This window comes from Roseivivax sp. CAU 1761 (genome assembly GCF_054482755.1).
Window position 1 is genome coordinate 69,323 of record NZ_JBTLRM010000003.1, and the last position, 20,078, is coordinate 89,400.

Here is a 20,078-nt window from a genome sequence, read left to right on the forward strand (position 1 = left end):
GGCGCGGGTCAGGCGGCCTCCTTCAGGCGCTCCGGCAGGGCGTTGGCCCAATGGCTGATCGTGCCGGCGCCGAGACAGACCACCATGTCGCCGGGCCGCGCCTGTTCGCGCACCAGCCGTTCGAGATCGGCCTCGTCGTGCAGGGCGCGGGCATGGCGGTGGCCGTGGCGGATCAGTCCGGAGACCAGATCGTCGCGGCTGGCGCCCTCGATCGGGTCCTCGCCGGCGGAATAGACATCGGCGATGGCCACCACGTCGGCCTCGTTGAAGGCGCCGCAGAAATCCTCGAAGAGGCTCGCCAGGCGGGTGTAGCGGTGCGGCTGGTGGACCGCGATGACGCGGCCCTCGCAGGCCTGCCGCGCCGCCTTGAGCACCGCGGCGATCTCCACCGGGTGGTGGCCGTAATCGTCGATGATGGTGACGCCGCCGACCTCGCCGACCCGGGTGAAGCGCCGGTTGACGCCGCCGAACTTGGCCAGCGCCGCGCGGATCTCGGCCTTCTTCATGCCGAGATGGCGCGCCACCGCCACCGCCGAGAGCGCGTTCGAGACGTTGTGGTCGCCCGGCATCGGCAGCGAGCAATCCTCGATCGTCTCGCCCTCGGCCTGCAGCGCGACGTCGAAGCGCGCCACGCCCTTCTCGTAGCGCAGGTTCACCGCCCGCACGTCGGCCTGGGCGTTGAAGCCGTAGGTGACGACCCGGCGGTCGCTGACCCGGCCGACCAGCCGCCGCACCTCCTCGTGGTCGGTGCAGCAGACCGCGATGCCGTAGAACGGGATGTTCGAGACGAAATCGTGGAAGCCCTGGCGCAGCTTCTCGAAATCGCCCCAATGGTCGAGGTGCTCGGGGTCGATATTGGTGACGATGGCCACGGTGGCGGGCAGGCGGTTGAAGGTGCCGTCGCTCTCGTCGGCCTCGACCACCATCCATTCGCCCTGCCCCATCCGGGCATTCGAGCCGTAGGCGTGGATGATGCCGCCGTTGATCACCGTCGGGTCGATGCCGCCGGCATCGAGCAGCGTCGCCACCATCGTCGTCGTGGTGGTCTTGCCGTGGGTGCCGGCCACCGCGACGTTGGATTTCAGCCGCATCAGCTCGGCCAGCATCTCGGCCCGGCGCACCACCGGCAGGCCCGCGGCGCGCGCCGCGTCGAGCTCGGGGTTGCCCGGCTTGATCGCCGAGGAGATCACCACCACCGCGGCGCCGTCGAGGTTCTCGGCCGCCTGGCCGATGAACACCCGCGCGCCGAGCGCTTCCAGCCGCTCGGTGATCTTGGACCCTTTCAGATCCGATCCCTGCACCGTGTAGCCGAGGTTCAGCAGTACCTCGGCGATGCCCGACATGCCGATGCCGCCGATGCCGGTGAAATGGATGGGGCCCACATCGGTGGGCAGCTTGGTCGCCGCGTTCATCGCTTCTTGTCCCCGCCTCTTGGTCTGTCCGCCAGTTCGCCGACCAGATCGGCCAGCGTCTCCGCCGCGTCCGGCCGCCCGACGCCGAGCGCCGCCCGGTGCATCTGGAGCGCGCCGTCCGAGTCGGCAAGGACCGCATGCAGCGCATCGGTCATCGACTCGACGCTGAGCCGCGCCTCGGGCATGCGGATCGCCGCCCCGGCCTCGACCAGCGCGCGGGCATTGGCGCTCTGGTGATCGTTGGCCGCGGCCGCGAAGGGCACCAGGATCGACGGCCGGCCGATCGCCGCGATGTCGGCCACGCTCGACGCGCCCGAGCGCGAGATCACCAGCTGCGCCTCGCTCATCCGCGCCGGGATGTCGTCGAAGAACGGCCGCACCTCGGCGTCGATGGCCTGCTCGGCGTAGAACTTGGCCACCCGCCCGGTGTCCTCGTCGCGCGCCTGGTGGCTGATCCGCAGGTGCCGCAGGATGTCCATGGGCAGCGCCGCGATGGCCGGCGGAACCACGTCGGAGAGGATGCGCGCGCCCTGGCTGCCGCCGATCACCAGGATCGACATCGGGTACTGGCCGGGCACGATGTAGGGCGCGCCGGCGCGTTCGCGCACCGCGGCGCGCACCGGGTTGCCGGTATGCACCGCCTCGACGCCCTCGGGCAGCCGGGTCGGCCAGATGCCGCAGGCCACCGCGTCGACGCGGCGGGCGAAGATCTCGTTGACCCGGCCGGGCACGCCGTTCTGTTCGTGGATCATCCGCGGCAGCTTCAGCAGCGTCGCCGCCGCCAGGGCCGGGATCGAGGGATAGCCGCCGAAACCCACCACCACGTCGGGCGGGTCGCGGCGCATCCGCGCGGCGGCGCTCAGCGTGCCGCCGGCGATCCGGAACGGCACCGCGGCGCGGCTGAAGACATTGCCGCGGGCGAAGGTGGCGCTGGCCACCTCCTCGATCTCCACCGCCTCGGGAAAGGCCTTGGTGTAGCGCGCGCCACGGGCGTCGGTGGACAGCTTCACCCGCCAGCCGCGGCGCAGCAGCACCTCGGCCAGGGCCTGGGCAGGAAACATGTGGCCGCCGGTGCCTCCGGCGGCCATCACGATCAACGGCGGGCGCAATCTCTCGACCATCTGCATCCTTCGGCCCGGCGGCATCCGCGGGGCCCGCTCGTGTCCTTCGGTCTCCTAGCGCAGGCGTCCGCGCAGGATGTCGCCTATCTCGCCCTGCGGGCGGGTACGTGTAAAGGCCAGCAGCATGCCGACCGCAAGCCCCCCCGCGATCAGCGAGGAACCGCCGTAACTGACGAAGGGCAGGGTCATGCCCTTGGCCGGCAGGAGCCGCACCGCCACCCCCATGTTAATCATCGCCTGCACGCCGAACATGCAGGCCAGCCCGGTGCCGGCGAGGCGGATGAACGGGTCGCGCTCGCGCATCAGCCGGATCAGCGAGCGCACCACGATGGCGGCGTAGAGCGCAATGATGCAGAGCACCAGAATGAGCCCGTATTCCTCGGCCGCGACGGCGATGATGAAGTCGGTATGGGCATCGGGCAGCGACCATTTCACCTGTCCCTCGCCGACCCCGACGCCGAAGAACCCGCCCTCCTGGATGGCGTTGGTGGCATAGCCCAGCTGGGTGTTGGGGTCGATATCGGCGGACAGGAAGCCGTCGATGCGGCGGGCGAAATGCTCGGAATTGTCGTAGGCGAAGGTGCCGGCCAGAACCACCAGCCCGGCCATGCCGAGAAGCAGCGTCATCGGCGCGCCCGCGACGAAGTACATCACCCCCCAGCCGAAGAGCACGAGGCAGGCCTGGCCGAAATCCGGTTGCATCGCCAGCATCGCCACGATCGCCACCGCGAGGAGGAAGGACCAGAGCTTGCCCGGCGGACCGCCGATCTCCTGGCTCGCCGCCATCATCCAGGCCGTGACGATGACGAAGGCCGGCTTGAGGAATTCCGAGGGCTGCACGCTGGCGAAGCCCAGCGAATACCAGCGCACCGCGCCCTTGCCGAAATCGGTGCCGAGAAACGGCAGCAGCGCCAGCGCCACGAAGGCGCCGAGAAAGCCGATCACCGCCATGCGGCGCACCGGCACCGGCGACATCATCGAGGTGACGATCATCGCCGCCAGCGCCAGCCCGCCGAAGAAGGCCTGACGCTGGACGTAGTGGAACGGGTGCAGGCCGTTGCGCTCGGCCAGCGGCGGCGAGGCCGCCAGCGCCAGCAGAAGCCCGATGCCGAAGAGGATCAGGATGAAGGACAAGGACCACTTGTCGACGGTCCGCCACCATTTCGGCAGGACCGGTTCGCTGTCGCGCACGGGGACCGTGCCATACACCATTTCCGTCATGGAACTGCGCCTGTGTGAATGCTGCTCGCGCCCGGTTGTCCGGATCTGGGGGCACGGTAGCAAAACCCCCGCCCTCTCGCCAGCGCTTAAGCGCGGGCGGAAGGACGGGGGACAGCGCGGGTCGCGCGTCGGCCGCGCGGGCGGCGCGCCTCAGGCGGCGAACTTGGTGCCGCGCACCGGGTAGTCGTTCTCGCGGATGAAGGCGATGCCCTTGGCCACGAGCTCGAGATCGGGGCGCACGAAGGGCGCGTTCGAGGCCTCGGCGATCTGCAGGTTGCCCTCTGCATTGACCACGAAGAGCCCGGGCTCGGCGAAGGGCCGGTCGGTTTCCTGCGGCGACCGCGGCTCGGAGACGTAGAGGCCGAGCCGGCGCATGTCGTCGATGCCGAGCCCGTAGGCCACCGGCAGCTTGACCCCGATCTCCTCGGCGAAGGCGCGGGCCTTGTCCTCGGGATCGCCGGACACCGCGACGACGTCGACGCCCTGCTCGCGGAAGCGGTCGACCATGCTGTCGAGTTCCGTGATGTACTTCTTGCAGATCGGGCAATGCAGGCCGCGATACACCACGATCATCTGCCAGTCGCAGCCGTTTTCGGCGCGGCCGAACACGGTCTTGCCGCCGTCGAGCCGGTCGAGGGTGATCTCGGGGAGCGGGGCGCCGGGGGTGATGTCGGTCATCGGAACGGTCTCCTGTCTCGCTATTGCGTTGGGGGCGGAACGCGCGCGCCGCCCCCTGCCGTTCCCGCGGTCACCGGGTCGTGACCTCGGCGCCGAGCCGCCCGGTCCAGTCGACGATCCTCTCGGCCAGCGGAGCGGTCATGTCGGGGGCCACGATGTCGCCGGCGATGACGTGTCGCGCCGGGGCATTGCCCGGCGGCACCTCGACCTCCACGAACTCGGCCGGACCGCCCCAGCGCGCCGCCATCGCGCGCGCCGCTTCGGGGTCCACCACGGTGTCGCCCGGCGCGGCGAGAAAGAGCGTCGGCACCGCCATCCGGCCCGGGTCGAGGCGCCTCGCCGCCGCCACCGCCTCGGCCATCGGGATGGTCGCCACCACCGGGTAGCGCGTCGTCCAGTAGCGCGCCTGGGCGGCGTTGACGGGCGCGAACCCGCGCTCCCGCCCGGCCAGGAGCGGCACCCAGTGCCGCGCCAGCGGCCAGTTCAAAAGCCGCGCCGCCCGGGCCCGCGGCCGGTAGTTCGGCGACAGCAGCACCATCCCGGCGACGTCCCGCGACAGGGCCGGGTCGGCCGCCGCCAGCGTGGCCAGGGTGGCGCCGGTCGAGGTCGCCATGACCAGCACCCGCTCGCCCACGCGGCGCCCAACCGCCAGCGCCTCGGCCACGTCCGCCATCCAGGCCTCGAGCGTCGCTTCGGCCATCGCCGCGCCGCCGCGGCCATGGCCCGCCAGCCGGGTGAAGACGAGGTTCGCGCCCAGCGCCGCGGCCACCCGGTCCGGAAGCGGCCGCACCTCCTCGGAACTGGCGGAGAAGCCGTGCAGGTAGACCACCGCCCAGGGCGCCCGCGCCTCGGGCGCGCCGGCCCAGATGACCCGCTTCTCGGTGCCGGGCACGATGTCGTCGAACCGGGCCTCCCGCGCCTCCAGATAGGCCGCGACCCCGCCCTCCAGCCGGGCCGCGTCGAAGCGCGGCGCGGGGACCGGCGCGGGGCGTCCCAGAAGCGCCCAGAGAGCGGCCGCGAGCGCCGCCAGCAGCAGCAGGCCAAGCAACGCGCGCAGCACCACGGCGTTCAGGCCCGATCGGCGATCTCGGCCACGGCGGCCTCGATCAGCGACAGGCAGTCGGGCTCGGAAAACCGGTGATCGGCCCCCTTCACCAGCGTCAGGCGGGCATCGTCGCCGTCGATATGCGCCAGCAGCCGCAACGGCACGTCGCCCGCCACCGCCTCGTCCTCGGTGCCCTGCATGAGCCGCACCGGGTAGGGCATCGGCAGCGGCCCGCGCAGCACCAGATGGTCGCGGCCGTCCTCGATCAGCGCCCGGGTGACGATGTAGGGCTCGCCGTAATCCGAGGGCAGCGCGATCTGCCCGTCCTCCATCACGGCGCGGCGCTGCGCGGCGTCGAAGCCGGCCCAGAAGCTGTCCTCGGTGAAGTCGGGCGCGGCGGCGATACCGACGAACCCGGCGATGCGCTCGGGTCCGAGCCGGCGGGTCAGCAGGCAGCCGATCCAGCCCCCCATCGAGGAGCCGACGAGCACCACCTTGCCGCGCGCCGTAGCCTCGATCACCGCGGCGGCATCCGCGGCCCATTGTCCGATCGTGCCCTCCTCGAAGGCGCCCGAGGACTTGCCGTGGCCGGAATAGTCGAAGCGCAGGAAGGCCCGTCCCCCGGCGCGCGCCCAGCTCTCCAGGTGCACGGCCTTGGTGCCCTCCATGTCGGACTTGTAGCCGGGCAGGAAGACGATGAGCGGTCCGCGCCCCTCGGTCACCTCGTAGGCCAGCCGCCGCCCGTCGGACGTCTCGAGATAGGATACCATGCCGTGCCTCTTTGCCGTTCGCTGTCGCGGCGACCATGCCGCGTCGCGGCGGCGGGGACCAGCCCGCGCGTGGCCGGCGCTCAGCCCGTCTCGACCTCGTCGAGACCCAGCGCCAGCACCCCGCCGCAGACCGACAGCCCGGCCAGCCCGGCCAGCGCCCAGAGCGGGCCGATCGCGGCCAGCGCGCCGCTCAGGGCGCCGACCGCGAGCAGCAGAACCCCGATGGCCGTGTTGGCGAGCGCCGCGTAGCGCGCCCGCTGATCCTCGGGCGCCATGTCGACGAGATAGGTCGAGCGACCGACCCGCACGCCGCGATAGGCGATCTGGAGCCCGAAGAGGATCGCCGGGATGACCCAGACCGCGGCGTCGAGCCCGGTGAGCCCCGCCGCGACCGCCGCCGCCATCGCGACCGCGCCGGCAAAGCCGGCGAGCGCCAGCACCCGCCGCGACGACGTATCCGACAGCCGCCCCCAGACATAGGAGGAGACGAAGCCCGCCGCCGCCGAGGCGAGGAGCAGCGCCCCGAGCGTCTGCAACGCGCCCTCCCGGCCCTCGAGCAGGACCAGGTAGGGCGGTGCCAGCGCGGTCGCGGTCAGCGCCCCCCGGGCGGCGATGAAGCGGCGGAAATTGCCGTCCTCGCGCAGCGGCGACCAGTCCAGCGCGGAACGCTCGGCGGGCTCCGAGGCCGCCTCCTCCAGCGTCCCGAAAAGCGCCGCCGCGGCCAGCCACAGCCCCGCCGCCAGCGCCACCGCGGCGGCCAGCGGCGCCACGCCCTCGAGCCAGCCGGTCAGGAGCAGGGCGGCGAAGACGATCACCGCCGCCGAGGCGGCCGAGGCGGCGACCCCCTTCACGGCGCCGCGGCGGGTCTTCTCCACGGTCTTGCCCAAGAGATCCTTGTAGCTCACCGAGCAGGCGGCGCGGGAGACCGCCAGCGCGGCCAGCAGCGCGCAGATCGCCAGACCCGCGGCCCAGCCCTCGAGCGTCAGCGCCGCGACGGCGATGCCGGCCGCGGCGACCCCCTGCCCGAGCGCGCCGGCCACCCAGATGCCGCGCCGCCGGCGCCGCCGCTCGACCATCCCGGCCAGCAGGATCTGCGGCAGCAGCGCGCCGGCCTCGCGGATCGGCACCAGCAGGCCCACCAGCATCGCCGGGGCGCCCGCCGCCTGCATCAGCCAGGCCAGAACCAGCTTGGGCGAGAGCAGCCCGTCGGCCACCTTGGTCAGCGACAGCGATGCCATGTGGCGCAGCCCGTTGCGGGCCTCGCGGGCATCGGCGGCGCCCTCATCGTCGGTCAGGCCACCATAGAGCCGCTGCACCCGATTCGCACTCGCATCCGTCATACCCATCACTCCCGGCGGCCCGGACGGGTGATCCGTCCGGCCGGCTTGACACCCCGATTACCGGCGGTCACATAGCCCGACCGACATAACCCGCAACCGGGCGTTCCGTGGGCGCCAAACCGACGAGGAGCCAAGGCCTTGGCCCAGATTTCCCTGACCTTCCCCGATGGCAATGCACGCGACTACCCGGCCGGCACGACCCCGGCCGAGGTCGCGGAATCGATCTCCAAGTCGCTGGCCAAGAAGGCGATCTCGGCCTCCGTCGACGACGCCCACTGGGACCTGCAATGGCCGATCGAGCGGGATGCCCGGATCGCCATCCACACCCTGCAGGACGAGGCCCCGGCGCTGGAGCTGATCCGCCACGACTTCGCCCATGTCATGGCGCGCGCGGTGCAGGAGATCTGGCCCGACACCAAGGTCACGATCGGCCCCGTCACCGAGCGCGGCTGGTTCTACGACTTCGACCGCGCCGAGCCCTTCACGCCCGAGGATCTGGGCCGCATCGAGGCGCGGATGAAGGAGATCATCGCCGCCCGCGACCCGGTCCGCACCGAGATCTGGGACCGTGCCCGCGCCATCGCGCATTACGAGGAGACCGGCGAGCCCTACAAGGTCGACCTGATCGGGCGCATTCCCGAGGACGCGCCGATCCGCATGTACTGGCACGGCGAGTGGCAGGATCTGTGCCGCGGCCCGCATCTGCAGCATACCGGCCAGCTGCCTGCCGACGCCTTCAAGCTGATGGGCGTCTCGGCGGCGCACTGGTTCGGCGACACGTCGCGGCCGATGCTGCAGCGGATCACCGGGGTCGGCTTCAAGAACCGCGAGGCGCTGAAGGCGCACCTGACCTTCCTCGAGGAGGCCGCCAAGCGCGACCACCGCCGGCTCGGCCGCGAGATGAACCTCTTCCACATGCAGGAGGAGGCCCCGGGCCAGGTCTTCTGGCATCCCAACGGCTGGTCGATCTACACCAGCCTGCAGGATTACATGCGCCGCCAGCAGCGCCGCGGCGGCTATGTCGAGGTCAACACCCCGCAGGTCGTCGACCGCAAGCTCTGGGAGGCCTCGGGCCACTGGGAGAAATACCAGGAAAACATGTTCATCGTCGAGGTCGACGAGGAACATGCGCGCGAGAAGGCGGTTAACGCGCTGAAGCCGATGAACTGCCCGTGCCACGTTCAGATCTTCAACCAGGGCCTGAAATCCTACCGCGACCTGCCGCTGCGCATGGCCGAGTTCGGCTCCTGCAACAGATACGAGCCCTCGGGCGCGCTGCACGGCATCATGCGGGTCCGCGGCTTCACCCAGGACGACGCCCACATTTTCTGCAGAGAGGATCAGATCGAGGATGAAACACGTCGGTTCATCGACTTTCTCGCGGGAATCTATCGCGATCTCGGATTCGAAGGCTTCAAGGTCAAGTTCTCCGACCGCCCCGAAACCCGGGCCGGCAGCGATGCCGTCTGGGACAAGTCCGAAGCCGCTCTCAAGAGCGCCACGATTGCCGCGGGTTGCGAGTTCGAGCTGAATCCCGGCGAGGGTGCGTTCTACGGGCCCAAGCTTGAATTCGTGCTGACCGACGCGATCGGCCGCGACTGGCAATGCGGCACGCTGCAGGTCGATTTCGTCCTGCCCGAGCGGCTCGACGCCACCTATATCGGCTCCGACGGCGCCAAACACCGCCCGGTCATGCTGCACCGGGCGGTGCTCGGCTCGTTCGAGCGCTTCATCGGCATCCTGATCGAGGAGCATTCCGGCAAGCTGCCGTTCTGGCTGGCGCCGCGGCAGGTGGTGGTGGCCTCCATCGTGTCGGAGGCCGACGACTACATCCGCGAGGTGGTGGCCGAGCTGACCCGCGCCGGCATCCGCGCCGAGGCCGACCTGCGCAACGAGAAGATCAACTACAAGGTACGCGAGCATTCGGTCGGCAAGGTGCCGGTGATTCTCGCCGTCGGCCACCGCGAGGTCGAGGAGCGCACGGTCACGGTGCGCCGTCTCGGCGAAAAGCAGACCGAGGTGGCGGGCCTCGCCGAGATCACCGAACGGCTCGCCGCGGAGGCCACGCCGCCCGACCTGCGCTGAGGCTGCGGGGCGGCCGCGCCGCCCCGGCCCGCCTCCCCCGGATGCCGGCGCCCGGGCTCAGGCGCCGAAGCGCGCCCGGGTCTCCGGGCCCCAGCCCAGCGCCATCTCGTCCCCCGCAACGATCAGCGGCCGTTTCATCAGCGCCGGATGCGCCTCCAGCAGCTCGGCCGGGTCCTGCGCCCGCTCCGCCTCGGAGAGCCCGCGCCAGGTCGTCGAGCGCGTATTGACGAGATCCCGGCCGAAGCGCTCAAGCGCCGCGGCCAGCACCTCGGCGGGCACGCCGTCGCTGCGCACGCAGCGGAACTCCGCCTCCGGCAGCGCCTTCAACGCCTTGCGGCAGGTGTCGCAGGTCTTCAATCCGTAAAGCTGCATGGTCCCTCCTTTTGGGCATGCAGCTGCGATAGCCCGGTCGCGCGGCGACCGCACGCTCGTTTCGCTTGATTTTTACAAGCTCCGTGCAATTCTCGGAGGGCGACTTTCGTTCCTGCCGGCCCGGCCCGCGGCGCGCCGCCCGCCGAACCGTCTTTCGCGGCACGATTGGCCCGCACCGGCCCGGAATAGGTTCCGGGTTCACGACACGACGACGGAAAGGAGACACGGGAACATGCCGACGGGCACCGTGAAATGGTTCAACACCACCAAAGGCTACGGTTTCATTGCCCCCGAAGACGGCGGCAAGGACGTTTTCGTTCACATCTCGGCGGTCGAGCGCTCGGGCCTGACCGGTCTCGCCGACAACCAGAAGGTCAGCTTCGAGCTGCGCGAGGGCCGCGACGGACGCATGATGGCCTCCGACCTGCAGCCTCTCTAGACCGTCGGGTCCGGCTCACGCCGCCTGCAGCTTCACGGCTTCCGTGCGCGCGATCTGGAGCAGCTCGGACAGGTAGGGTTTGCCGACATCCTGCTCGCGCGTGGCGGCATAGAGCCGGCGCGTGATGCCGGTGCGCGTCAACGGCCGGGTGACGTAGTCCGAGCTGTACTTGACATCGCGCACCACCCAGTCGGGCAGCACCGCGACGCCGCGGTTGGAGGCGACGAGCAGCAGGATCACCGCGGTCAGCTCGACCTGGCGGATCAGCGCCGGCTCGACCTTGGCCGGCATCAAGAGCTGCGAGAAGACGTCGAGCCGGTTGCGCTCCACCGGGTAGGTGATGAGCGTCTCGCCGCGGAAATCCTCGGCCTCGACATAGGGCTTGGCCGCCAGCGGGTGCTGCGCCGAGGCGACGAAGACCGGGTTGTAGTCGAAGAGCGGGTTGAAGGTCACCCCGGAGAGCTCCTCGGGGTCGGACGAGACCACCAGGTCCACCTCCTCCTTCATCAGAGCCGGCAGCGCGTCGAAGGCGAGCCCGGGACGGATGTCGACATCGACATCGGGCCACGACTTGCGGAACTGCTCGAGCACCGGGAACAGCCATTCGAAGCAGGCATGACACTCGATGGCGATGTGCATGCGCCCCGACGAGCCCTTGCGCAGGCCTTCGAATTCCGCCGCCAGCGCCTCGACCTGCGGCAGCACCTGTTCCGCCAGGCGCAGCAGCCGCATGCCCGCGGGCGACAGCCGCATCGGCTTCGAGCGGCGGATGAACAGCTCCACCCCGGCCTGGTCTTCCAGCCCCTTGATCTGATGGCTGAGCGCGCTCTGGGTGATGTTGAGCTGCTCCGCCGCGCGGGCGACCCCGCCGGCCTCGTGGATGGCCTTGATCGTGCGCAGATGGCGAAACTCGATGTGCATACCGCAATCCGCCTCATGTCGGACTTGAATTATATGAATTTGTCTCACAGCCGCCACTCTGGCACAAGCGGGGCAACAGCAGACGAGGAGTCGTCATGACCCGCCCCGAAATCTCTCTTGAATTCTTCCCGCCGAAATCGCTGGAAGCCTCCTTCCGGCTCTGGGACACGGTGCAGCGGCTGTCGCCCCTCGGGCCCCGTTTCGTTTCCGTCACCTACGGCGCCGGCGGCACCACCCGCGAACTGACCCGCGACGCCGTGAAGGCGATTCACCGCCAGTCCGGCCTGCGCACCGCGGCGCACCTGACCTGCGTCGACGCCACCCGCGAGGAGACGCTGGAGATCGCCCGCGGCTTCCACGAGGTTGGCGTGCGCGACATCGTCGCGCTTCGCGGCGACCCGCCGAAGGGCCAGGACAGCTTCGTGCCGACCGAGAACGGCTTCGCCAATTCCTGCGAGCTGATCTCGGCGCTGAAATCCGAGTTCGACTTCACCATCCGCGTCGGCGCCTATCCCGACAAGCATCCCGAGGCCGCCGACTCGCAGGCCGACGTGGCCTATCTCAAGCGCAAGTTCGAGGCCGGAGCCGACGAGGCGATCACCCAGTTCTTCTTCGAGCCCGAGACCTTTTTCCGGTTCCGCGACGCCTGCGCCAAGGCCGGCATCGACAAGCCGATCGTGCCCGGCATCTTCCCGGTGGAGAACTGGAAGGGCGCGCGGCGCTTCGCCGAGAGCTGCGGCACGGTGATCCCCGACTGGGTGATCGAGGCCTTCGAGACGGCCGAGGCCGAGGGCCGGACCGAGGCGCTGGCCGAACGGCTCTGCATCGAGATGTGCGAGCAGCTGATCGCCGGCGGCGTCGACAAGCTGCACTTCTACACCCTCAACAAGCCCGACCTGACGCGCGACGTCTGCCTCGCCATCGGCGTCACGCCCGAGGGCAAGCTCGAAGCGGTGGCCTGACGCCGCCCCGGCCCGGCCGTCCTCCCCGCGCCGGGCCGCCCGCGACCTCCCGACCCCTTGCGCCCGCCGCCGGTCTCGGCAAAGCCTCGGCGGCGGGACGGACGGAGGGATCTGGCACATGCGCATCGCGATCAACGGGTTCGGGCGGATCGGGCGCACCGTGCTGCGGCAGATCCTGACCCGGGCCGATACCGGCGACATCGAGATTGCGGCGGTCAACGACATCGCCGCGCCCGAGACCTGCGCCTACCTCTTCAAATATGACAGCGTGTTCGGCCCCTACCCCGAACCGGTGAGCGCCGAGGACGGCCATCTGGTGGTGGGCGGGCGCCGCCTGCCGCTCACCCGGCGCAACGATCTCGGCGCGCTCGACCTCGCCGGCGTCGATCTGGTGATGGAATGCACCGGCACCATCGCCACCCGTGCGCAGGCCGCGCGCGGTCTCGCCGCGGGGGCCGCCAACGTGCTGATCTCGGGGCCCTGCGACGATGCCGAGGAGACGCTCGTGCTCGGCGCCAACGAGGAGCGCCTGGGCGCCGCGCGCATCGTCTCCAACGCCTCCTGCACCACCAACGCGCTGGCGCCGCTGCTGCGCGAACTGCACGCCGCGCAGGGCATCGCGCATGGCCACGTGACCACCATCCACTGCTATACCGGCAGCCAGCCCATGGTCGACGCGCCGCGCGGCGATCTGGCCCGCAGCCGCGCCGGCGCCGTCTCCATGGTGCCGACCACCACCAGCGCGACCCGGCTGGTGGGGCGCATCCTGCCCGACCTCGCCGGGCGCGTCAGCGGCGCCGCGGTGCGGGTGCCGGTGATCAGCGTGTCGGCGATCGACGCGGTGCTGACGCTGGAGCGCCCGGTCGCGGGCGACCCTGCCGACCTGCTCGCCCGGCTGGCCGAAGGCTCGCCGGTCCTGGGCTGCGTCACCGACGCGGCGGTCTCCACCGACCTGCGCGGGCGCCCCGAAAGCCTCGTCCTGGCGCTGCCCGAGACCCTGATGCAGAACGCCCGCCAGATCCGGGTCTTCGGCTGGTACGACAACGAATGGGGCTTTTCCGCCCGGATGATCGACATGGCCCGGCGCATGGTGGCCCGGCCCGTGCGCTAGCGCAGCAGCCGCTCGATCTGGGCCAGCGCCGTCTCGGCGGCGGCGGCGTCGCCGTCCTGCAGCAGCGTCTGCGCGCGCCGCAGCGCCGCCGCCGCGTCCCGCCGGTCGAGCGCGTCGACGCCCGGCCGCGCCACCTCCAGCACCGTGGCGCCCAGCAGGCGCCCGCCGAACCCGGCCCGCGCCGCGGCCGGGCCCGGGGCGAAATCGTAGCTGTCGAAGCCGTCGGCGATGGCGCGCCGGATGGCATCGGCGTGGAGCAGCGTGCCGACACCAGCCCCGGCCTCGGGCGCGGCACGGCCGCCCTGCACGGCGCGGATGCGCCCGGCCCTGAGATCGATGAGATGCGCCACCGCGCCCAGCGGCCGCGCCCCGTCCCAGAGCACCGAGAGCATCAGGGCGTCACAGCGCAGGGCATTGCCGAGGAGGGCGCGCTGGCCCTTCTCGAAGGCCGCGGCCGTCGCCTCGCCGCGCGCCGCGGCGATCTCGGCACGCCGCTGCGCCAGCAGGATGGCGCAATCGCGCTCGAAGCTCTCCGCCCGGGTCAGCGTGACGCGCCAGCCCCCGCCCGGGGCGAGACGGCGCAGCAGGCGCCGCAGCCGCGCCCGGGTCTCGGCCTCGGGGCCGGTCTCGAGCCAGGTCTCGAAGCGGTCCGGCAGGGGCAGGCGGCGGCGCGGCGCGCTCTCGGCCGTGCCGGGCCCCGTCGTCAGCCGCGCCGCGCAGCCGGCCCGGCGCAGCGCCGCGGCGAGGCGGCCGAGCGGCCCCGCGGCCCCCGGCACGCGCAGGGTGAGCCGGGCCCAGCGCTGCGCCGTCAGCGCCCGGGCCAGCGCCGGCAGCGCCACCTCGGCGCGCTCCGGGTCGCAAAGCAGGCCCGCGCTCTCCGACAGGATCAGCCGCCCGGCGCCGTCCAGCACGGTCTCCAGCCGCCCGGCCTCGGCGTTCCACACCGCCTCCCGGCGCAGCGGCAACAGCGCCACCGGGGCGCCGCCGCGGGCCGCATCCTGCACCGAGACGATCTGCCAGCGCCCGGGATTGGCGGCCAGCGGCGCCTCCAGCCAGCGCCAATCGTGCCACAGCGCCGCCCGGGGATCGCGCGCCGCCAGCGCCTCCCAGCCCGGGCGGAGCTGCGCGAAGCCGTCGCGGCTGTCGCAGAAATGCAGGCGCAGGCCCTCGAGCCCGGCAGGCGGCGGCGCGGCCGCCACGCCGCGGGCCGCGCCGCGGTCGGGCGGATCCGCGGCGGCGGGGGGCTCCGGCAGAGCGGCGGGCTGGGCTGGGGCGGACATCGCGGCCTCGTCTCGGGTCCGGGACGGCGTGTCCCGGCGCCACAAGCGGTCGCGCATCAATGCGGCGAATCTGGGCAGATTGATCGACATTCCCGCGCCACCTCCCGCCCGCTTTCGCCCTATTCGCGGACCACCAGCACCGAGCACGGCGCCCGCCGCACCACCCGGTCGGCGTTCGAACCGATGAGGAAATCGCGGGTGGTGTCGGGGTCGTGGCTGGCCATCACCACCAGATCGGCGCCCACGGCATCGATCTCGCCGCGGATGTTGCGCCAGATATGGCCAAGCCGGATATGCTGCTCGTGGCGCACCTCGTCGGACACCTCGCGGCGGGCCAGCTCGTCGAGCCGGGTCTTCGCCGCCTGCAGCGCCTGGCGTTCGAAATCCTTCGGGAAGTATCCCTCGACCAGCGGCATGCCGACATCGGGCACCACGCTCATCAGATGCAGCGTGCCGCCGGACAGCCGCGCGAGTTCGACCGCCTGCGGCAGCGCCCGGCGCCAGGAGGCCTCGGAGCCGAGGTCGATGGGGACGAGGATGGTGTGGAACATGGCTCAGGCCTCCCGCTGCCGGGCGGCCCCGGCCGGCGCCGCCTTCTGCGCGCGGCCGCGCTGCATCCAGACCACCAGCGCGAGCAGCAGGAGCGCCGGGATGAACATCCAGTATTTCGACGGCTGCGGCTGCGGCTGCATGACCCGCAGCACCTCCTGGTCCCAGTCCAGCCCGGCCTCCTGCGCGGGCGAATCGAACATCACGTCGTCGATGATCAGGCTGTCGCCCTCCTCGCGGAACAGGAGCCCCGCCGCCTCCAGCCGTTCGGCGCCGGTCGCGCCGGGTTCGAGCGGCAGCAGCGCGGTGAATTCCAGCGGCTCGCCGATCTCGTTCACGCCCGCCACCCGCAGGCGCAGCGGCTCGCCCGGCGGGGTGCCTTCGGCCGCGGCCTGGATCTCGGTCGGGGGCACCGGCTGGTAGGGCGGATAGACCATGTCCATCCAGAAGCCCGGCCGGAACAGTGTGAAGGCGATGAGCAGCAGCAGCACGGTTTCGTAGATACGGTTCTTGGTCAGGAACCAGCCCTGCGTCGCCGCCGCGAAGAGCAGCATCGCGATGGTGGCGATGACGAAGACGAAGATGCCCTGAACCCAGCCCACGTCGATCAGCAGGAGCTGGGTGTTGAAGATGAACAGGAAGGGCAGCGCCGCGGTCCGCAGGGAGTAGAAGAAGGCCACCGCGCCGGTCTTGATCGGGTCGCCCCCCGACACCGCCGCGGCGGCGAAGGAGGCGAGCCCCACCGGCGGCGTCACGTCGGCCATGATACCGAAGTAGAAGACGAAGAGATGCACCGCGATCAGCGGCACGATCAGCCCGTTCTGCTGGCCCAGCGTGACGATCACCGGGGCCAAGAGCGCCGAGACGACAATGTAGTTGGCCGTGGTGGGCAGGCCCATGCCGAGGATCAGCGACAGGATCGCGGTCAGGAACAGGATGGCGAGGATGTTGCCGCCCGACAGCACCTCGACCACGTCGGCCAGCGCCGAGCCGACGCCGGTCTGGCTCACCGCGCCGACGATGATGCCGGCGGTCGCGGTGGCAATGCCGATGCCGATCATGTTGCGCGCGCCGGTCACCAGCCCGTCGAGCAGGTCGGTGAAGCCGCGCAGCGTCTCGCCGCGATAGCCATGGGTGCCGCGCCCGCCGCGGAACAGCGCCAGGAGGGGCCGCTGGGTGATCAGGATGAAGATCATGTAGGCCGCCGCCCAGAAGGCCGAGAGGCCGGGCGACAGCCGGTCGACCATCAGCGCCCAGACCAGCACCACCACCGGCAGGATGAAATGCAGCCCCGAGCGCACCGTCGGCCCCGGCAGCGGCAGGACCTGCGGCCCCTCGCCCTCGGTGTCGAGCTTCGGGATCTCCTCCTTCGAGGCGATGTAGACGAGGCCGACATAGACCGCGGTCAGCAGCACGAAGAGGATCCAGCCGGCGGTGTCGGGGAACACGGTGCGGATCCAGCCCATGCCGTAATAGACCGCGAACGACAGCGCGCAGATGCCCGCGACGATGAAGGCGATGCCGATCAGCCGCTGCACGATGGGCTTCGGCGTATAAGCCCGCGGCAGCCCCTCCATGCCCTGCTTCATCGCTTCCAGATGCACGATGTAGACCAGCGCGATGTAGGAGATCACCGCTGGCAGGAAGGCGTGTTTGACCACGTCGAAATAGGGAATGCCGACATATTCGACCATCAGGAAGGCCGCGGCGCCCATCACCGGCGGCATGATCTGGCCGTTGACCGAGGAGGCCACCTCGACCGCGCCGGCCTTCTCGGAATTGAAGCCGACCTTCTTCATCAGCGGGATGGTGAAGGTGCCGGTGGTCACCACGTTGGCGATCGATGAGCCCGAGATCAGGCCGGTCATCGCCGAGGACACCACCGCCGCCTTGGCCGGGCCGCCCTTCAGGTGGCCCATCAGCGAGAAGGCGACCTGGATGAAGTAATTGCCCGCCCCGGCCTTATCGAGGAGAGAGCCGAACAGCACGAAGAGGAAGACGAAGGAGGTCGAGACTCCCAGCGCGATGCCGAAGACGCCCTCGGTGGTGATCCACTGGTGGTTGATGACCACGCCCAGCGACTTGTAGCTGTGGGCGATGAGCTGCGGCATGTAGGGGCCGAGGAAGGTGTAGCTGAGGAACACCGTGGCGACGATCATCAGCGCCGGGCCGAGCGAGCGGCGGGTCGCCTCCAGCAGCACCATCAGGCCGATCACCCCGATCACCAGATCCTGCCGGATCGGCGCGCCGACACGCCCGGCGATGCCCTCATAGGCGAAATAGATGTAGAGCGCCGAGACCGCGCCGGCGCCGGCCAGCAGCCATTCCCAGGGCGGCACACGGTCCTTGGGCGAGCCCAGCAGCACGCAGGCGATCATCACCACGCCGACGATGGGAATCCACCAGCGGTCCTCGGGCGCGGCGCCGAGCCAGAACAGCGCCGTCAGGATGGCCGGCACCGCGACGCCGAGCCCCAGCTGCACCGGCGTGCGGGCGGCGGGAAAGGCCATGAAGCCCAAGAACAGCGCGAAGGCCAAGTGGAAGGCCCGCGCCTCGGTGTCGTTGAACACCCCGAAGCCCAGCATGAAGGGGATCGGCGAGGCGATCCAGAGCTGGTAGAGCGACCAGCCCAGCGCCACCAGCATGATCAGGATGCCGACCCAGCCGCGCGGCGAACGCCCGCCGGCATCGGTCGAGGCGACGAGTTCGTCCAGTTCCTGCTGGCTGAGACCGGGCTTGTGCGTGGCCCCCTGCTCGACCGCCGCGGCCTGGAACTGGTCCTTGTCGTCGCTCATCGCCCTAAACCCCACCTGTCGTCCCATCCGGTGCGGGACCGCTTATGTGATTGATCAAAAGGATGCAAAGCGGCGGCCCCGCGCGCTGCGGGGCCGCCGGATCGTCGCGAGGATCAGGAGCCGCCGTCGAGCCAGCCCTGCTCCTGGTAGTACTTCTCGGCGCCGGCATGGAGCGGCGCCGAGAGACCGGCCGAGACCATCTCTTCCGGGCTCAGGTTGCCGAAGGCCGGGTGCAGCCGCTTGAAGCGGTCGAAATTGTCGAACACCGCCTTCACGACCTGGTAGACGGTGTCCTCGGGCACGTCCTCGGAGGTCACGAAGGTGGCGCGCACGCCGAAGGTCGCGGTGTCGTCCTCGACGCCCTCGTAGAGCGCCGACGGGATCGTCGCCTCGGCATAGAAGTCGTTGTCGGCGATCAGCTGGTCGATGTAGTCGCCCTCGACGTCGACGAAGGTCGCCTCGCAGGACGAGAACGCCTCCTGGATCGAACCGTTGGGATGGCCGACCTGATAGACGAAGGCGTCGATCTTGTTGTCGCAAAGCGCCTGCGCCTGCTCGGTCGCCTTGAGCTCGGAGGCGAGCGAGAAGTCCGACGGCGACATGCCGGCGGCTTCCATCACCACGTCCATGGTGGCGCGCTGGCCGGAGCCCGGGTTGCCGATGTTGACGCGCTTGCCCTTGAGATCGTCGAAGGTCTCGATGCCGCTGTCGGCGCGCGCCACCACGGTGAAGGGCTCGGGATGCACCGAGAACACCGCGCGCAGCTTCTCGAAGGGTTCGTCGAAGCTCTGTTCGCCGTTGAAGCCGTAATATTGCTGGTCGGACTGGGCCACGCCCATGGTCTGGTCGCCCGACTTGATGGCGTTGATGTTGGCCACCGAGCCGCCGGTCGAGGGCGCGGTGCATTGCAGGTTGTGCTCTTCGGTGCCCCGGTTGACGAGACGGCAGATGGACTGGCCCACCACGTAATAGACGCCGGTCTGGCCGCCGGTCCCGATGGTGATGAAGTCCTGCGCCGCAGCGGATGTGCCGGCCATCAGCCCCGCAATCAAAGCTGCCGTTCGGTAATGATACATCGATGTCTCCCAGATCAGGTTGTCCCGGCCCGCCCGGGCCGACCCTGCCCCGCAAGCGGGCGCAATGCCGGGATCCGCAACCCGCCGGCGCGCCACTGGCACGCCCGGCGATCGCTCGGGGCTCCCGTCGGGTCGGTCGCATCGCGGACCATCCTGGGGGTCGTTGCCCCCGCGCCTGTAGCTAGAGCGTAGACGGCACAGGGAAACCGATCAAGCGACGGGTTTGCCCGCTTTCGGAACGGCAATTGCCTGAGGTTTCAAGCGGATGGCGCAGAGCGCCTCAGCGCAGCACCGTCACCGCCCAGCCGGCGATCTCGCCCAGGAGACGCTGCGCCGCCGCGTCGAAGGCCGCCATCAGCTCCGGCGTGGAGGTGCCGCGCGCCGGCGCGGTGGCCTGGAACAGGCGGCTGCCGAGGATCGCCACGTCGGCCTCGCGCACCGCCTCGACGCGCAGCGCCAGCCGCACCTCCGCCGCCTCGCCCCGGCTCTCGGCCTGGAAATCCAGCACGTCGGTGACCAGCGCCACGTCGCCCGCCACGCCGAGCGGCGTGCGGCCGACATAGGCGAAGGCGCCGGTGCGCTGCAGGCTGCGCAGCATCAGCGATTGCACCATGATCGGTACGTCCTCGCTCCAGCGCGCATCGTCGAGATACTGCGCCGCCAGGGGCCCCGGGCGGACCATCACCCGGTCGGTCTCCAGCGCCCCGGTGGTGGTGGGCAGCTCCACCGTGACCTGCAGGTTGCGCCGCGGCGCGGTGGGCAGCTCCGCCGGGGCGCGCAGCTCGTAGACGTCGAGCGGCGTCGCCGCGCCCTCCAGCGCCGACAGCGCCGAACAGGCCGAGAGCAGCGCCGCGGCGGCGAGGCCGGCGGTGAGGCGGAGGGCGGAGCGCAGCATGGAGAA

Annotated in this window: 18 protein-coding genes; 4 read left to right on the top strand and 14 right to left on the bottom strand. The window is 70.8% G+C overall.

Features of this window, described 5'->3' with window-relative positions; genetic code table 11:
• Nucleotides 1-8: 8 nt before the first annotated feature.
• The 7 genes from murC to ACXYMW_RS03340 all read right to left on the bottom strand — a co-directional run bounded on the left by murC (nt 9) and on the right by ACXYMW_RS03340 (nt 7,587).
• Nucleotides 9-1,412 (bottom strand): UDP-N-acetylmuramate--L-alanine ligase, encoded by a 1,404-nt coding sequence (murC, locus tag ACXYMW_RS03310; protein ID WP_459033864.1) that lies wholly within the window; start codon nt 1,410-1,412, stop codon nt 9-11.
• Nucleotides 1,409-2,533, bottom strand: a complete 1,125-nt coding sequence (locus tag ACXYMW_RS03315) for a UDP-N-acetylglucosamine--N-acetylmuramyl-(pentapeptide) pyrophosphoryl-undecaprenol N-acetylglucosamine transferase (RefSeq protein WP_459033865.1) — start codon at nt 2,531-2,533, stop codon at nt 1,409-1,411. Before ACXYMW_RS03315 ends, murC begins: the two co-directional genes overlap by 4 nt.
• Before the next feature lie 54 nt (nt 2,534-2,587).
• Complete coding sequence (ftsW, locus tag ACXYMW_RS03320; protein WP_459033866.1) at nt 2,588-3,754, bottom strand: putative lipid II flippase FtsW; 1,167 nt, start codon at nt 3,752-3,754, stop codon at nt 2,588-2,590.
• Between the two features lie 150 nt (nt 3,755-3,904).
• Complete coding sequence (locus tag ACXYMW_RS03325) at nt 3,905-4,432, bottom strand: redoxin domain-containing protein (protein ID WP_459033867.1); 528 nt, start codon at nt 4,430-4,432, stop codon at nt 3,905-3,907.
• A gap of 70 nt (nt 4,433-4,502) precedes the next feature.
• Entirely contained in the window at nt 4,503-5,492 is a 990-nt protein-coding gene (locus ACXYMW_RS03330) for an alpha/beta hydrolase (RefSeq protein WP_459033868.1), read from the bottom strand.
• 8 nt (nt 5,493-5,500) lie between these two features.
• Nucleotides 5,501-6,247: an alpha/beta fold hydrolase gene (locus tag ACXYMW_RS03335; protein WP_459033869.1), complete on the bottom strand. Its 747-nt coding sequence runs from the start codon at nt 6,245-6,247 to the stop codon at nt 5,501-5,503.
• Nucleotides 6,248-6,327: 80 nt separating this feature from the next.
• Entirely contained in the window at nt 6,328-7,587 is a 1,260-nt protein-coding gene (locus ACXYMW_RS03340; protein WP_459033870.1) for an MFS transporter, read from the bottom strand.
• 138 nt (nt 7,588-7,725) lie between these two features.
• Here ACXYMW_RS03340 and thrS point away from each other — a divergent pair, with 138 nt between their 5' ends.
• Nucleotides 7,726-9,672 carry a threonine--tRNA ligase gene (thrS, locus tag ACXYMW_RS03345; protein ID WP_459033871.1) on the top strand — a complete coding sequence of 649 codons (1,947 nt, stop codon included), beginning with the start codon at nt 7,726-7,728 and terminating at the stop codon, nt 9,670-9,672.
• Between the two features lie 57 nt (nt 9,673-9,729).
• On the opposite strand, the gene ACXYMW_RS03350 is transcribed toward thrS, so the two are convergent.
• Nucleotides 9,730-10,044 (bottom strand): arsenate reductase family protein, encoded by a 315-nt coding sequence (locus ACXYMW_RS03350; RefSeq protein ID WP_459033872.1) that lies wholly within the window; start codon nt 10,042-10,044, stop codon nt 9,730-9,732.
• A 232-nt stretch (nt 10,045-10,276) separates the two neighbouring features.
• Between ACXYMW_RS03350 and ACXYMW_RS03355 the strand changes: the two genes are divergently transcribed.
• Nucleotides 10,277-10,483 (top strand): cold-shock protein, encoded by a 207-nt coding sequence (locus ACXYMW_RS03355; protein WP_459033873.1) that lies wholly within the window; start codon nt 10,277-10,279, stop codon nt 10,481-10,483.
• 15 nt (nt 10,484-10,498) lie between these two features.
• Here ACXYMW_RS03355 and ACXYMW_RS03360 read toward each other — a convergent pair whose 3' ends face one another.
• The gene (locus ACXYMW_RS03360) at nt 10,499-11,404 is read right to left on the bottom strand and encodes a LysR family transcriptional regulator (RefSeq protein ID WP_459033874.1); all 906 of its coding nucleotides are present in this window, start codon (nt 11,402-11,404) and stop codon (nt 10,499-10,501) included.
• Nucleotides 11,405-11,499: 95 nt separating this feature from the next.
• Between ACXYMW_RS03360 and metF the strand changes: the two genes are divergently transcribed.
• Complete coding sequence (gene metF, locus ACXYMW_RS03365; RefSeq protein ID WP_459033875.1) at nt 11,500-12,366, top strand: methylenetetrahydrofolate reductase [NAD(P)H]; 867 nt, start codon at nt 11,500-11,502, stop codon at nt 12,364-12,366.
• Between the two features lie 118 nt (nt 12,367-12,484).
• A complete protein-coding gene (locus tag ACXYMW_RS03370) occupies nt 12,485-13,477 on the top strand; it encodes a type I glyceraldehyde-3-phosphate dehydrogenase (RefSeq protein WP_459033876.1) in 993 nt (330 codons plus the stop codon).
• Here ACXYMW_RS03370 and ACXYMW_RS03375 read toward each other — a convergent pair.
• From ACXYMW_RS03375 to ACXYMW_RS03395, 5 genes are all read right to left on the bottom strand, one after another.
• Nucleotides 13,474-14,757 carry a GNAT family N-acetyltransferase gene (locus ACXYMW_RS03375; protein ID WP_459033877.1) on the bottom strand — a complete coding sequence of 428 codons (1,284 nt, stop codon included), beginning with the start codon at nt 14,755-14,757 and terminating at the stop codon, nt 13,474-13,476. The two genes, ACXYMW_RS03370 and ACXYMW_RS03375, sit on opposite strands and share 4 nt — an antisense overlap.
• A gap of 119 nt (nt 14,758-14,876) precedes the next feature.
• Entirely contained in the window at nt 14,877-15,308 is a 432-nt protein-coding gene (locus tag ACXYMW_RS03380) for a universal stress protein (protein WP_459033878.1), read from the bottom strand.
• Nucleotides 15,309-15,311: 3 nt separating this feature from the next.
• Nucleotides 15,312-18,101 carry a TRAP transporter permease gene (locus tag ACXYMW_RS03385; RefSeq protein WP_459033879.1) on the bottom strand — a complete coding sequence of 930 codons (2,790 nt, stop codon included), beginning with the start codon at nt 18,099-18,101 and terminating at the stop codon, nt 15,312-15,314.
• Nucleotides 18,102-18,214: 113 nt separating this feature from the next.
• Nucleotides 18,215-19,177: a TAXI family TRAP transporter solute-binding subunit gene (locus ACXYMW_RS03390; protein WP_459033880.1), complete on the bottom strand. Its 963-nt coding sequence runs from the start codon at nt 19,175-19,177 to the stop codon at nt 18,215-18,217.
• Between the two features lie 280 nt (nt 19,178-19,457).
• The gene (locus tag ACXYMW_RS03395) at nt 19,458-20,072 is read right to left on the bottom strand and encodes an ABC-type transport auxiliary lipoprotein family protein (protein ID WP_459033881.1); all 615 of its coding nucleotides are present in this window, start codon (nt 20,070-20,072) and stop codon (nt 19,458-19,460) included.
• Nucleotides 20,073-20,078: the final 6 nt, after the last annotated feature.